General features: G+C 59.3%; 14 protein-coding genes. 1 reads left to right on the top strand and 13 read right to left on the bottom strand.

The annotated features are described in order from the left end of the window. Window positions 1–99: 99 nt before the first annotated feature. The 13 genes from HXW87_RS05175 to HXW87_RS05115 form a co-directional block, all read right to left on the bottom strand. Complete coding sequence (locus HXW87_RS05175) at window positions 100–972, bottom strand: transporter substrate-binding domain-containing protein (protein WP_047290787.1); 873 nt, start codon at window positions 970–972, stop codon at window positions 100–102. Next, window positions 969–1,751 carry an amino acid ABC transporter ATP-binding protein gene (locus tag HXW87_RS05170; protein ID WP_239778524.1) on the bottom strand — a complete coding sequence of 261 codons (783 nt, stop codon included), beginning with the start codon at window positions 1,749–1,751 and terminating at the stop codon, window positions 969–971. The genes HXW87_RS05175 and HXW87_RS05170 overlap by 4 nt, the downstream gene beginning before the upstream one ends. After that, window positions 1,748–2,407: an amino acid ABC transporter permease gene (locus HXW87_RS05165; protein ID WP_047290785.1), complete on the bottom strand. Its 660-nt coding sequence runs from the start codon at window positions 2,405–2,407 to the stop codon at window positions 1,748–1,750. The genes HXW87_RS05170 and HXW87_RS05165 overlap by 4 nt, the downstream gene beginning before the upstream one ends. Next, window positions 2,388–3,053, bottom strand: a complete 666-nt coding sequence (locus HXW87_RS05160; RefSeq protein ID WP_041071136.1) for an amino acid ABC transporter permease — start codon at window positions 3,051–3,053, stop codon at window positions 2,388–2,390. Before HXW87_RS05160 ends, HXW87_RS05165 begins: the two co-directional genes overlap by 20 nt. 587 nt (window positions 3,054–3,640) lie before the next feature. Next, on the bottom strand, window positions 3,641–4,438 hold the full coding sequence (locus tag HXW87_RS05155; RefSeq protein WP_041071133.1) for a MetQ/NlpA family ABC transporter substrate-binding protein: 798 nt from the start codon (window positions 4,436–4,438) through the stop codon (window positions 3,641–3,643). A gap of 260 nt (window positions 4,439–4,698) precedes the next feature. Further along, the gene (locus tag HXW87_RS05150) at window positions 4,699–5,619 is read right to left on the bottom strand and encodes a sigma 54-interacting transcriptional regulator (RefSeq protein WP_239778523.1); all 921 of its coding nucleotides are present in this window, start codon (window positions 5,617–5,619) and stop codon (window positions 4,699–4,701) included. 59 nt (window positions 5,620–5,678) lie between these two features. Beyond that, complete coding sequence (locus HXW87_RS05145) at window positions 5,679–6,260, bottom strand: alpha/beta hydrolase (RefSeq protein ID WP_239778522.1); 582 nt, start codon at window positions 6,258–6,260, stop codon at window positions 5,679–5,681. A gap of 280 nt (window positions 6,261–6,540) precedes the next feature. Then, window positions 6,541–6,942 carry a biopolymer transporter ExbD gene (locus HXW87_RS05140; RefSeq protein WP_003220570.1) on the bottom strand — a complete coding sequence of 134 codons (402 nt, stop codon included), beginning with the start codon at window positions 6,940–6,942 and terminating at the stop codon, window positions 6,541–6,543. A 1-nt stretch (window position 6,943) separates the two neighbouring features. Next, a complete protein-coding gene (locus tag HXW87_RS05135; RefSeq protein WP_041071117.1) occupies window positions 6,944–7,669 on the bottom strand; it encodes a MotA/TolQ/ExbB proton channel family protein in 726 nt (241 codons plus the stop codon). 44 nt (window positions 7,670–7,713) lie between these two features. Beyond that, window positions 7,714–8,529: an energy transducer TonB gene (locus HXW87_RS05130; protein ID WP_239778521.1), complete on the bottom strand. Its 816-nt coding sequence runs from the start codon at window positions 8,527–8,529 to the stop codon at window positions 7,714–7,716. A gap of 380 nt (window positions 8,530–8,909) precedes the next feature. Next, window positions 8,910–9,236 carry a hypothetical protein gene (locus HXW87_RS05125; RefSeq protein ID WP_007952780.1) on the bottom strand — a complete coding sequence of 109 codons (327 nt, stop codon included), beginning with the start codon at window positions 9,234–9,236 and terminating at the stop codon, window positions 8,910–8,912. Window positions 9,237–9,417: 181 nt separating this feature from the next. Then, complete coding sequence (locus tag HXW87_RS05120) at window positions 9,418–10,761, bottom strand: aryl-sulfate sulfotransferase (protein WP_239778520.1); 1,344 nt, start codon at window positions 10,759–10,761, stop codon at window positions 9,418–9,420. A 23-nt stretch (window positions 10,762–10,784) separates the two neighbouring features. Beyond that, window positions 10,785–13,145, bottom strand: a complete 2,361-nt coding sequence (locus HXW87_RS05115) for a TonB-dependent receptor (RefSeq protein WP_239778519.1) — start codon at window positions 13,143–13,145, stop codon at window positions 10,785–10,787. Window positions 13,146–13,310: 165 nt separating this feature from the next. Between HXW87_RS05115 and HXW87_RS05110 the strand changes: the two genes are divergently transcribed. Continuing rightward, window positions 13,311–14,255 carry a LysR family transcriptional regulator gene (locus HXW87_RS05110; protein WP_239778518.1) on the top strand — a complete coding sequence of 315 codons (945 nt, stop codon included), beginning with the start codon at window positions 13,311–13,313 and terminating at the stop codon, window positions 14,253–14,255. The last annotated feature ends 134 nt before the right edge of the window (window positions 14,256–14,389 follow it).

The following is a 14,389-nucleotide window of genomic DNA, read 5'->3' as shown; positions in this document are numbered from 1 at the left end:
GCGGCAGCTCCTACAGGTTTCGCTTCGCGCCGTGATAGGGCGACAGGCGCTGTCCATGTAGGAGCTGCCGCAGGCTGCGATCTTTTGCGCCTTAATTAATCAACCCTGCCACTTGCCACCCTCGACAATCACACTCTCAGGCCGGGTGTCATCGCTCAGCTCTTTGCGCACGTATTGGTCGTATAGCTTGAGCAGGTACTTCTCTTCACCCAGCTTCGCCAGTTCGCTGTTCACCCAGTCACGCAGCTCGACATTACCCTTCTTCACCGCCGGGGCAATCGGTGCTTCGGCGCCGAGTTTTTCCTCCAGCACACGGTAGCCCGGGTTCTGTTTGGCCCAGCTGAACAGCACCAGATTGTCCTGCGCGTAGGCATCGCCACGGCCATTGGCCAGGGCTTGCAACGACTCGGAGTTTTTCTCGAACTTCAGCAGTTTCCAGTCCGGGTGGTTCCTGGTCAGCCAGATATCGGCGGTAGTCCCGGTGGTGACGATGGTGGTGCGGCTGGCCAGGTCATCCAGTTTTTTCACCGCACTGCTTTGCGGCACTAATGCCTGCACCGCCACCTTGAGGTTCGGGTTGGTGAATTCCACCGCCTCCTTGCGCTCCGGGGTCACGGTCATGTTGGCGAGGATCAGGTCGACCTTGTCGCTCTGCAGGAACGGAATGCGGCTCGCCGGCTCCACGGCAACAAACTCGACCTTGTTCTCGTCACCAAGCAGATCCTTGGCGAAACGCCGGCCGATGTCGGTGTCGAAACCGACGTAGCGCCCGGCCTCATCGACGAAACCGAACGGTGGCTTGTCGGTGAACACGCCGACGATCAGTTTGTCGCGAGCCTTGATCTTGTCCAGGTAACCGGCTGGCGCGGTGCTTTCGCTGGCGACTTTCGGCTTGGCCGGTTCTTCGGTTTTGCTGCAACCGGCAAGCAAGGCAAGGCTGAGCAGGGGCAGTAAAAAAGCGGCAGTTTTCATAACAGTTCCAGTTCCTTTGTCGGATTCGTTTTTGGCAGTGTTGCAACGAAGGAGAACTTCTCCAGGAACTGCTGCGCGCGTGCGGTTTGCGGGTTCGTAAAGAAAATCTCGGGCGGGTTCTGTTCAAGGATGCGCCCGGCATCCATGAACACGATGCGGTCGGCCACCGCGCGGGCGAAGGCCATTTCGTGGGTGACGATCAGCAGGGTCATGCCCTCGCGGGCCAGGCCCTGAATCACTTGCAACACTTCCTTGACCATCTCCGGATCAAGGGCGGCGGTGACTTCATCGAACAGCATGACCCGTGGGTTCATGCACAACGAACGGACGATGGCGATGCGTTGCTGCTGGCCGCCGGAGAGCTGGCGCGGGAAGGCATCGCGCTTGTCCGCCAGGCCCACGCGTTCGAGCAGCGCTTCGGCTTGCTGCTGCGCTTCACGGCGCTGACGCTTTTGCACCTTGAGCGGGCCAAGCAATAAATTGTCGAGCACGCTCATGTGCGGAAACAGGTGATAACTCTGGAACACCATGCCGATCTGTTGGCGCACTTCGCGCCAGTCGGTGGCCTTGTCCAACAGTTCACGACCGACAAATTTCAGGCTGCCGCCGTGCGCGCTTTCCAGACCGTTGAGGCAACGCAGCAACGTACTTTTGCCACAACCGCTGGGGCCGAGAATGACGATCACTTCGCCGCTGCGCACGCGCAGGTCGATGCCCTTGAGCACCTGTTGCTCGCCATAGCATTTGTTGAAACCCTGAAACTCGATCAATGCGCTCATGCTTGCGTCCAGCGCCGCTCCAGCACGCGCGAGGCGGCCGACAGCGGGTAGCAGATAAAAAAGAAAAACAGGAACAGCGCGCCGTAGATCAACACCGATTCGTAGGTGCGCTCGATGATCTGCTGGCCGACCTTGATCACATCGACCACGCCAATCAGCACCGCCAGCGAACTGGTCTTGATGATCCGTGTGTAAACGTTGATGGTCGGTGGCGTCATGCGTTTCAGCGCCTGCGGCAGCAACACGTAGCCGTACAGTTGCGCCGCATTCAGACCAATCGACAGTCCCGCTTCACGCTGCCCGCGCGGCAATGAATGCAATGCACCGCGCGCCACTTCGCCGACCTCGCTGGCACCCCACAGCGACAGCACCAGCACCGCGCACCAGAAGCTCGGCAGGCTCAGGCCGAAGAAAATCGGCAGGCCGAAAAACAGCAGGTACAACCAGACCAGCACCGGGATCGCCCGGAACAGTTCCAGATAGACCCGCAGGATCGCGTTCAGCCACGTCACGTTGAGCGTGCGCAATACGCCGTAGAGCACGCCGCCAACGGTGCTGATGGCGATGCTCAGGAATGAGATCGACAGGGTTTGCCCGGCGCCTTTTGCCAGTTGCGGCAACGACACCCAGAGCAGCTCAAGACCCGAACTGGCCATGCTGGAGCCTCCTTTCCAGACGGCTGAGCAACAGCGACAGCGGCAAGAACAACAGCACGCAGATCAGCGTCAGCACGGCGAGCATTTCGTAGGTCTTGTAGTAGAGCGCGATGTAGCTCTTGGTGGTGTAGAGGATTTCCGGCACCGCCACCGCCGAGACCACGGTGGTTTCCTTGAGCAGAAAAATGAAATTGGCGAACAGCGACGGCAGGCTGAGAATCCCCGCCTGCGGCAGGATCACGTAGCGCAGCAACTGGCCGTGGGACAGGCCGATGGAGCGCCCCGACTCCAGCTGCGCCTGCGGCACCGCATCGATGCCGGCGCGCAGTACCTCGGTGAGGTAGGCACCGCCAAGGAAAGTCATGGTGATGATTGCCGCGGTGAAGCCGGAAACCTTGATCCCCAGCGCCGGCAAGGCGAAGTAGACGAAGAACAGTTGAATCAGCAGCGGCGTGTTGCGCGCCAGCTCCACATACAGGCCGACGGCGCGTTGCAGGTAAGGCGTGCGGAACACCAGAATCGTCGCGTTGAGCAGGGCCACCAGCAGCGACGTGCCGATGGCAATGAACCCGACTTGCAGCGTCACGCCCACGGCCTTGAGAAAGGCCGGCAGGGTACTGAGGATAAAGGCGTAGTCGAAAGTCATGAAGCATCCTGGACGTCGCTCGGTAAGCGACGGTCATGCAGTCCATGGACAGCGGGTAACTGTCCGGCAGGTGCTGACTTTATAGGTATAAAAACAAGAATTTAAATACCGTTAAAGCATATTGATATCACCCAAAAAACTACCCTGTGGGTTTGCCGGGAAGGAATAAGAAGGCTATTTTCCCTTGCGCTGTAGGAAGGATCTTTTTTGCCTGAAAGCCCTCCAAGGACGAACAGCTTTTGGCCAGACTCCCCCGGCCAAACCATTACAAGGAAGACAACATGGACGTAAAAGTGCCGCAGCGACTGGATCCGCAGGACATCGTGAAATTGCTCGTGGCGTTGCGCCGGGCGTTGAAGGCTCAGGTGGCCTGAGTTACCACACATCAAGATCAAAAGATCGCAGCCTGCGGCAGCTCCTACAAAAGATCGCTTTCCCCTGTAGGAGCTGCCGCAGGCTGCGATCTTTTGATTCTGGCTTTAGATCCTGTGGCGATCCCATAAATCGAGCACACAAAAAAACGCCGATGACCCTTACTGGCCATCGGCGTTTTTTTCATACCTTGAAGGGGTGGTTCAAGCGGCGGATCAGAACGCCGGCAGTACCGCGCCGTTGTACTTCTTCTCGATGAACGCTTTGACTTCAGGGCTGGTCAGGGCAGCGGCCAGTTTCTTGATGGCGTCGCTGTTCTTGTTGTCCTCACGGGCGACCAGGAAGTTCACGTAAGGCGAATCAGCGCCTTCGATCACCAATGCATCCTTGGTCGGGTTCAGCTTGGCTTCCAGCGCGTAGTTGGTGTTGATCATGTCCAGATCAACTTCCTTCAGCACGCGTGGCAGCAGGGCCGATTCCAGTTCCTTGAACTTGAAGTTGTGCGGGTTCTTGGCGATGTCTTTCGGGGTCGCCAGGGCGTTTTTCGGATCTTTCAGTTCGATCAGGCCCGCCTTCTGCAGCAGGATCAGGGCACGGCCGCTGTTGCTGCCTTCGTTCGGGATGGCGATGGTCGCGCCGTCAGGCAGATCAGCCAGTTTCTTGTACTTGCTCGAGTAGCCACCGAACGGTTCAACGTGCACGCCTTGCACGGTCACCAGGTACTTGGCCTTGTCGTCCTTGTATTTACCGGCGTTGAAGCTGTCCAGGTAAGGTTTGGTCTGGAAGTAGTTGGCATCCAGACGCTTCTCGCCCACCTGCACGTTCGGCTGCACGTAGTCGGTGAAAACCTTGATTTCCAGATCCACGCCTTCTTTGGCCAGGGTCGGTTTGATCAGCTCGAGGATTTCCGCGTGCGGCACCGGAGTCGCCGCCACCACCAGTTTCTCGCCGGCCTGGGCCAGGGAAGCAGTCAGAGCAGCCGCCAATGCGGTAAACAACAGAACCTTTTTCATGCAGTGTCCTTATCGAGAATCACGGTCGCGAATGGCGACGGCTATTAATACCAGTGCCAGTGAAGTGCTATCTCTGGCGTGAAGCGGACAATACCGGGATTTTTTATTCCCGGACAATAACGTTTATTCACGTTGATATTCCATTTTGTTCATACACGCGAGATAGCCATGCAGGCGCTGCCGCAGGCAGCGATCTTTTGATTTTCAATGGTTTAAAAGTGCTGAAAGCAAGATCAAAAGATCGCAGCCTGCGGCAGCTCCTACACGAGCCCCGCGTTTTTCAGTAACTGCTTTAGCGACTGCTGATCGGCAGCGGTGCCATTTTCCAGGATTTGTTTGATCTGGCTTTCGATCTGCATCAGCGTCTGTGGCAGGTTCAGGTGCTCCGGGAGGATTTCCTCGCCGGTGCTGACCAGCAGCGCGAAGTGAATGACGTTTTCCAGCTCGCGGGTGTTGCCCGGCCAGCTGTGGCGTTCCAGCAGGTGCTGCGCGGCTTCGCTGATCAATGGCACCGGCAGATCCAGGCGCTGGCTGTAGATGCCGAGAAAGTATTCGGCCAGCGACAGGATGTCGCCGATCCGTTCGCGCAGCGCCGGCAATTCCAGTTGCCCTTCGCTGAGGTAGTGATAAAGCCGTTCGTGAAATTTCCCCGCATCCACCGCTTGTGCCAGATCGATGCTGGTGGCCGCTACCAGCCGTACATCCACCGGGCTTGGCTGATGGGCGCCGACGCGGGTGACTTCATGATTTTCCAGGGCGGCGAGCAGTTTGATCTGGATCGGTAGCGGCAAGTCGCCAATCTCGTCCAGATACAACGTGCCGCCGTTGGCCGAACCGAACCAGCCGGCACGACTGCTGGCCGAACCGGTGTAACTGCCGGCGGCATAGCCGAACAGTTCGGCATCGGCATAGGTCGGGCTGATCGCGCCGCAGTTGACCGAGACGAACAGACCGCTGCGATCACTGGCGCGGTGGATGTGGCGCGCGAGCAACTCTTTACCGGTGCCGGTCTCGCCACGGATCAATACCGAGATTGTCCGTGGTGCCAGGTGCTCCAGCTCTTCACGCAACTGCCGCGAACGCGGATCGACGAAGACCAGCGCCTTGGCACGGATGCTCAGGGGACTTTTTTCCGCATCGGGAAAGGTCAGCAACGGCTGACCGAACGCTTCAAAACTCATGGCAGACTCCCGCCCACAACCGCCGGGAGACGGGGGCGATCAAAAAGAAAAAATACCACTCAAGCGCGACGCCGCGCGTGGAGTTCCAGGCGGTTTTGCAGGCGATAGAGGTAAGCGAAACCCTGCTCCCAGCGCTGGTGCCCGGACTTGACGTTGATGTGCCCGGCCCCGGCGAGAATCCCCGCTTCGGCGCCCCAATGGCGCGCCAGCTCCAGCGCGCGTGGCGCGCTGACGGCGGCGTCGTTGTCGGAGGCGACGACCTGACTGGGGAACGGCAGCAGATCAGTCGGGATCGGTGCGAAGTTACGCAGCGCCGGTGCACAGGTCGGGCGCTCGACGTCGGCCGGCGCGACCAGCAACGCCCCGCGCACCTGCCGCAGGTATTGCACGGGCGCGGTAGCCGCCCAATGCGCAACGGTGACGCAACCCAGGCTGTGAGCAATCAGGATCACTGGCGTGCTGTCGGCGGCAATCGCTTCGGCCAGCGCCGCGACCCAGTCTTCACGGCGCGGTGTCAGCCAGTCGGCCTGCTCCACCCGGGCGCTGTTGGGCAGGCTGTTCTGCCAATGGGTTTGCCAATGATCTTCTGGCGATCCTTGCCAGCCCGGCACAATCAGGTAGCGGATTGATTCGTTGCGCATGGGGGAGCTCTCCTGCGTCGTGTCTGTTCCTGATCGAGTATAGGGACGGGATTTATATTCGTTAAGGAATAAGAAGCTATTTATTAAGACCCAAAAGAAATATGGTTGGCTTCGTGTAGGAGCTGCCGAAGGCTGCGATCTTTTGATTTTGATTTTAAGAATAAGAGCAAAAGATCGCAGCCTTCGGCAGCTCCTACAGGGATCGGGTGTGGGTTTAAATCGAGATAAAAAAAGGGCCGCACCCTGCCAAGGAGACGGCCCCGGAAAAACGTAAATCCTGTTACCGCGCCGTGATCACCGACAACTTGGTAATCCCCGCCCGCTCGATCGAAGCCATGGCCCGCGCCACTTCGCCGTAGTTCACCCCGTCGTCGGCCTGCAGTTGCACGCGGACTTCCGGGTCTTTCGCCTTGGCCGACTTGAGGTTGAATTCCAGCAGGTCCGGCTGGATTTCATCCTTGTTGATAAACAGTTTGCCGGCACCGTCGATACTCACCACCAGCGGGTCTTTCTGCTCGACCGGCGCCACGGCTTCGGTCTTCGGCAAATTGATCGGGATCGCATTGGTCAGCAGCGGTGCGGTGACGATAAACACCACCAGCAGCACCAGCATCACATCCACCAGCGGCGTCACGTTGATCTCGCTCAGCACCTCGTCGCTGTCTTGCGTGGAGAAGGCCATATCAGGACGCCTCCTTCACTTTTGTCGCGTTGCCCGGTGCCGACACCTTGTTTGCAGTCGGGTGGATCAACACGCGGAACGCACTCTTCTGCGCCAGGCTGTAGAAGTCGTGGGCGAAGTCATCCAGATCCGCCGCCGTCAGTTTCAGACGCCGCAAAAAGTAGTTATAAACCAGCACCGCCGGCACCGCGACCGCGATCCCCACACCGGTGGCGACCAGTGCCGCACCGATCGGACCGGCGACTGTTTCCAGGCTCGCCGAGCCTGCCGCGCTGATGCCCTTGAGCGCTTCCATGATTCCCCACACCGTGCCGAACAGGCCAATGAACGGCGAGGTACTGCCAATACTCGCGACAACCGCCAGACCGGTTTCCAGCGAACGCCGTTCGCGCACGATCTGCTGGCGCAAGGCCCGCTCCAGGCGATCCTGATGGTTGATCGCCTGGCTCAAATCATTGGCCTGCGGCGCCTCACCCACCTGAATCGCCGCGTAACCGGCCTGTGCCACCCGGGCCGCAGCGCCGGGTTGGGTTTCGCTCAACTCAGCGGCGGAGTCGAGACTCGACGCCGCCCAGAAGCGTTTATGAAACTTGCGATCCTGCGCCTTCAGACGACCGAACTGCACAGCCTTGAGCAGCGCCAGTCCCCAGGTGGCAACGGAAAAAACCACCAGCAGCCAGATCACCGCACTTTCGATGGATTCCAGTGGAGAGGCCAGTAACGTCATGATGTGTTCCCTCGTGTAAACATTTAGCGCGAATAGGTTTCGGTTTAATGAATCTTGAAATCGATGGGCACGCTGACCCAGCCGTCCTGGGCGACATCACCCTGCTTGGCCGGGACGAAGCTCCACTGTTTGACGGCGTTGAGCGCTGCATCGTCGAGCTGCTGCCGGCCACTGCTTTTCTGAATCTGGATGTCGCCCGGTTTGCCGTTGGCCAACACGTGCACCCGTAGCAATACCGTGCCTTCCCAGCCGCGACGCTGGGCCAGCGATGGATACTCCGGCGCCGGGTTCTTCAAATACGCGGCGTTGGCCGAGGCCGGCGTTACCGGAGCCGGAGCCGCGGGTGCAGGTGGCGCTGGCGCAGCGACCGGGGCGGCCGGTTGCGGCGGCGCCGGTGGTTGCTCCACGGCTTTGGGTGCTGGCTTCGGCACCGGTTTAACCACCGGTTTCGGCTTGGGTTTAGGGATCGGTTTAGGCGGTGGCGGCTTCACCGCCAACTCGTCTTCAACCGGTGGCGGAGGTTCGACCACCGGCGCGGGCGGCGGCGGTTCAACCACGGGCGGCGCGGGTGGTGCCGGATGCGAAAACTCGATGGTCATCGGTGGAATTTCCGGCGGCACGATCGGCAACGCCGGCGTGGGATGCTGGTTGATCCAGTAGATCACCGCACCATGCACCAGCAGCGCCAGCACGCCGAGCAGGATCGCTTCACGACGGCTCAGAATGCCCCTGGGCGCGCGCTGCAAACGCAACTGCCCCAACGGCACACGATGGGGCCGGCCGAGATCGACCAGCTCGCCACTTGGTGTCTGGCGCCACAGCAATTCCTGTGCGCTGGCGGCGGTCTGGACATTGCCCATTGATTTACTCCCTGCGGTCTCTTTGCGTTCTTTCGCTTGGCCGATCCGTCGTTCGTTGAATCCCCCACGGCGTGATCGATGGGTCAATCATTGGGCCAGCGGCTTATCTCCGAAAGTAATCTTTCATGTTATGGATAGACATTTATGGAATATGAAAAACGGTCATTTCCGCCAAAGCCACGGGCTGCAAGGCTTCCAGCGATTCGCCGAAATCGACATGCTTTCCCGGCATAAAAAGTATTCATCCAAGGCATCGGGTTATCGATGACCCGGGATTCAGTGACAACTAATACCAACGTGATAGTTGAAAAATTTTTCAAAAGGCAAACAAAAAGGCCGATGCACTTTTAATGCATCGGCCTTCGATTTACGGAATTTTTTTATTGCTTCACAAACTCCCCGGCCAGACCGACTACATCACCATCAAAGTTAGTACGCGAACCCACCGCACGAACTTTCGAATAGTTGTGATCCGGCGAGAACAGCGTCCAGGACTGATAGCCAGTGCCGTCATTCAGCGCCGCGAACGTGATGATCGTCGGCTGCCCGGTACTGTTCTGGAAATGGTAATGCCCGTAGGCGATGTCGTAGTTCACGCCGTTCTGGCTGAACTTGCCGCTGAAGGTGCCGTTGGAATCGTTACCATCGGTGATCGTCAGTTTGGCGCCAGCGTTAGCGTTTACATAATTGCCATTAATGCTCGACATAACGTGATTTCCTTTATCGTTGGATAAGTGTCTTCCGATGAGAGCAAGTTTCCTCCTGGAAACTCACGACACACAGGATGGTTGTCCATTGACTTATTGTCCACGGCACTTATCAACGATATTGCTATATACACTATTCATGTCGCTCATAACTTATTTCGATTCCGAAGAGCCTTAATAACTAACGGCTGACTTGGGTTTGTTGCACACCAATGGCCGGCACCAGAACTGCCGTCTCTGAACGCGGCGTTCCCGCCGGCACCCAGTCATAACTCACAGGCAGCGCGCGATAGACCCAGTTGCTGATTGCATCACTGCCCGGCGCCTTGCCCAGATACGGGCTGACATATTCCCAGACATTTTCACCGCTGGCCGTGACCTGGAAAAACCGCCCGTTCATGCCTTCGTCGATCAGCGTATTACCATTGGGCAAGCGTCGCGCGCTGCTGATGAATGAACTGTAGAAGGCCCAACCCGGCTGCTTCGAATTCGCTGCGCTGTATTGCCAGACGATTTGATTTTTCTGCGGGTCGATTTCCAGCACCCGCGAGCCGGAAATCAGCCCGAGGGTGACGTTTGGATAACCCGCCGAACCCTGGTTATCGAACACCAGCAGATTACCGGCACCGGGGAGCCCGGCGGGGATGATGTGCGCGTCGTGCTGACCGACAAACTGATCCACCGGACGCGGTAATTTCTGCGCGGTTTTCGGGTTGATCAGCGGCAGGTTCGGGCCGAGGCGCCACACCACTTTGCCGCTGTGCTTGTCGATGATCGCAATGAAGTTGGCATTGCGCGAATCGAGCAACAGGTTGTCCGGATTGAAGCGTTTGTCGCCGGCATCGAACCACTTGTTCGGCCCGACCACGCTGAGGTTGTTGATGTGCAAGTAATCCGGATTATCGCTGGCGCGCACCAGTTTCAATTGCTCCGGGGTGAAGCCGAATTCGTTCAGGTGCTCCGAGGCCAGCCACTGCCATTTCACCGCACCGTCAGGACTGACTTCATAGATCGCATCGTCGATCACCTCAGGCACTTTGAAGCCTTTGACCTTATGCACCTTGTTCGCCAGCACCACCGTGTTGCCGTTGCTCAACCGGCGCTGATCGTGGTGTTGCTGTGCTGCGCCGCCAGGGGCCTTGTCGCCCCACTGCCAGACGACTTTGCCGCTCCAGTCCAGTTCGCCGACGCTCTGATTGCCCAGACCGTTACCGGCGGAGCCGAGCTTGCCCGGATCCTTGTCACTCAGTTGCAACAGCACATGCCCGCGCGCGCCGCCGACCAGTTGCGGGTCGATGATCGCCGACGGGAAACCCGCCTGTGGCCAGGTTTTCACCTCATTGCCGTTCATGTCGATCAAGTGGGTCTGCTTGTCGGCGCCACTGAAGATCACGTACTGGTTGAACGCTTTGTTCGGGTCATAGCGGGTGACGCCGGTCGGGTACACGCTGGGGGCGGCGAACACCCCGGTGCTTGAGACTGCGCCGGATAACAACAGGGCTAAAGCGGTTTTGCCTGGCAACATGATGCAGCTCCTTGAATGACGGATCAGAAGTCGTAGCGACCGGTTACGCCGAGGGTGCGCGGCGTACCGAGCAGGCCTTCATAACCGCCGTTGCCGCCGGTCCACAGGGTCGTGTAATAGGTCTTGTCGAAGGCGTTTTTCAGCCACAGCGAAACGTCCCACTGGCCCTGATTGAAATCGCCGCGCAGACCGGTGGACAGGTTGACCACGGCGTAGCTCGGGATCTGCCCGTAGTCGGAATCCTCGACCGTGCCCACCGCTTTGGAGCGGAACGCGTAACTGCCGGTGACGTAAGGTTGCAGACCGTTGGCCAGATTCCATTCGTATTTGCCGTTGGCGTTGCCGATCCATTTCGACGCGCCGACCACCTGGTGGCCGCTGAGGTCGCAAGAAGCCGGTGCGCCGGGTGCCTGGCTGACTTCCGGCGGGCACGGTGCATCTTTGTACGAGAGATAGCTGACGTCGTTGTACGAGCCGTTGAAGTTCAGGGTCAGGCCGCGCAACGGGATCACCGTGCTTTCGAATTCGACGCCGCGTGAGCGCACCGAACCGGCGTTGGTCAGGTATTGCACGCGGTTGACGTCGTCGTAGGCGTTGGTCTGGTAGGCGTTGACCTGGGTCCAGAACAGGTTGGCGTTGAGTTGCAGACGCCGGTCCCACAGCGTGCTTTTGAAGCCGAGTTCGGCGTTGTTGGCCCGTTCGGTGCCAATCAGCAGCGAGTCGGCGCCGGCGGTTGGCGCCGAACCCACCGCGAGGTTCACGCCACCGGATTTTTCCCCGTGAGACAGCGTGGCATAGCCGAGCAGGTCATCGGTGATGCGATAGCTGAGGTTGAGCAGTCCGGACGGGCTGGAGCTGTACTGATTCAGATCGCCGGAGTCGTAGGCACCCGTGCGTCCGCGTCGTGCGGTGGCCGCTGCGCCGGTGACCGTGGCACCACCAACCGGCGCATTGCGGGTGACCCAGGCGTTCTTCTCTTCATAGGTGCCACGCACGCCGGCAGTGAAGTCCAGGCGCTCGGTGAGGTGCCAGGTGCCTTGGGCGAACAGGGCGAAACTGTCGGTCTTGATGTGGCCGTTGCCGACACTGCCAATGTTGGCCAGCGCGCCGCGTGGCGTGCCGTTCCAGATATCGGCCTGCGGGCCGTAATAGGCGAAGGACTTGTTGTCGAGATCCGAGCCGAAGTAGTACGCGCCGATCACGTAATCGAAGAACTCGCCCTTGGGCGAGGCGAGGCGAAATTCCTGCGAGTACTGTTTATCTTCGACAGAAACCCCGGCGTTGTAAGTCGCGGCGACGTTGAGACCGTCGTCGTTGGCCGGGGTGAAATTCCAGAAGCGATACGAGCTGATCGAGGTCAGGGTGAAATCGCTCGGCAGCGTCCAGTTGGCCTCCACCGACGTGCCGCCCTGATGCACGGTAACGTGCTGATCGTTGTCCAGATTGACCTTGCGGTGCGAACCGTTGACCAGCGTCGCGCCGGCGGCATTGGCCCGCGACTGGTAGAGGTTGACGCCGTTGATGGTCGGCCCGGTGTTGTACAGCACGCGGGTGCCGGCGCTGGAATCCTCTTCGTTGTAGTCGCCGATCCAGCGCAGGTTGAAGTCTTCGTGGGGCTTGAACAGCAACTGCGCGCGGAAGCCATCGCGCGAGCCACCGTTCAGGTCATGACCGTTGTATTCGTTCTTGATGTCGCCGTCGCTGCGGGTGCGATACGCGGAAAAGCGCCCGGCCAGTTCATCGTTGAGCGGCCCGGAAATGGTGCCCTTGGTCTGGAAATACCCGTCCTCGCCAACCGAGGTTTCGATGCTGCGTTCCGGGGTAAAGGTCGGCGCGCGGGTACTGATGTTGATCACCCCGGCGGTGGTGTTCTTGCCGAACAGCGTGCCCTGCGGCCCGCGCAGGACTTCGAGCTGTTCGATGTCCATCAGGTCGAACACCGCCATCCCCGGACGGCCCAGATAGACGTTGTCGATGTACAGACCGACGCTGCCTTCCAGACCGTCGCTGGCCGGATTGTTGCCCAGGCCACGAATCGACACACTGGACTGGCGCGCGTGCATGTAGGCGACGTTGACGCTGGGCACCAGTTGCTGCAAATCCTGAATCCGGTAGACCCGCTGCGTCTCCAGCGTCTGACCGCTGACCACGCTCATCGGCGTCGGCACGTCTTGCGAACTTTCTTCGCGCCGGCGGGTGGTGACGGTCACGGTTTCCAGCTGCGAGCTGTTGGCCGCAGGCTTGCCGGCGGGAGCCGGCGGTGGGGTGTCGGCGTCGGCGGCGTAGCTCTGAGTCCAGCTGGCACTCCCCGCCAGCAACAGGGCCAGAGGCAGGCGTTTGAGCCGTCGTGGCGTTAAGGGTGACGCAAGGTTCAACGGACTCATGGCGCGGCTCCTGGTCAAAAAACACACAGACATCTTCAGCGCTGCATATTCTTTTAAGTTATTTATTTATGGATTTACAAATATTTACTGCATAAGAGATTGCCTTTATAAGGAGTCGACCTAATGCATATCCAATGCATTTCCCGGATATTTTTTATGTGAAAAATGCATATCGACTTGCGCCAACTTCGACACTTCATCGCCCTCGCCGAACAGCGCAGTTTCGTCGCCGGCGCGCAGGCAGTGAACCTGTCGCAGTCGGCGTTCAGCCGCAGCATCCAGGCGCTGGAGCACAGCGTCGGCTGTCAGTTGGTCGATCGCGGGCGCAAGGAGTTACCCCCGACCAAGCAGGGTCAGGTGCTGCTCGAACATGCGCGGCGACTGGTCAGCGGCGCGCAGCAGATGGCCAACGAGATCAGTCAGTTCAATGGGCTGGAGGCGGGCGAATTGCGCTTCGGTTGCGGCCCGGCGCCGGCAGCCGGATTGATCCCGCGCGCGATCGGCGCGTTCATCGGGCGCTACCCGAAAGCGCGGGTGCAATTTCAGGTCGATGACTGGCAGAGCCTGAGCAAACGCCTGCTCAGCGAAGAGTTCGAGTTCTTCGTCGCCGACACTCGCCACTTCGAAGCCGATCCGGATTACCTGACGTACCGTTGGCGGCCGCGCAAATGGCATTTCTGCTGCCGCGCCGGGCATCCATTAGCGGCATTCGAACGGATTTCGGCCGAGCAATTGATGAGTTATCCACTGGCGGTGAGCCTTCGTCCGCCGAACCTGCGCAAGGTCATCGTCGACCTCAGCGGCCGACCGGATTTCACCCCCAATGTCGAATGCGAAAACAGCTCCAGCCTGCTCGGCGTGGTGCTGCGTTCGGATGCCATCGGCATCGTTGGCGCGTATTCCGACGCACTGCATCAGGTCAAGGGCAAACTGGTGTGTTTGCGGATCGAGGGTTTGGCCGATGACCTGGAGGAGCTGTACACCCGTTATGGGATTGTCAGTCGGGCGGGGTATCGGTTGTCGCCGCTGGCCGAGGCGATGATTGAGCAGATCAAGGCGATTGATGCGGTAGATGAGGAGGTTTGTTCACTCGAAAATTTAGCTGTCTGAGCTACCGCTATCGCTGGCAAGCCAGCTCCCACAAGTTCCGGGTGTTCACATCATTTGGGCTTGGCGCAAATCCTGTGGGAGCTGGCTTGCCAGCGATGGTGCCGAAACAGTCACCGATGCATCCACTGCATAAA

This window comes from Pseudomonas sp. Y5-11, assembly GCF_022368695.1.
Lineage (GTDB): Bacteria > Pseudomonadota > Gammaproteobacteria > Pseudomonadales > Pseudomonadaceae > Aquipseudomonas > Aquipseudomonas parakoreensis.
This window is presented reverse-complemented; position numbering and strand designations above follow the sequence as displayed.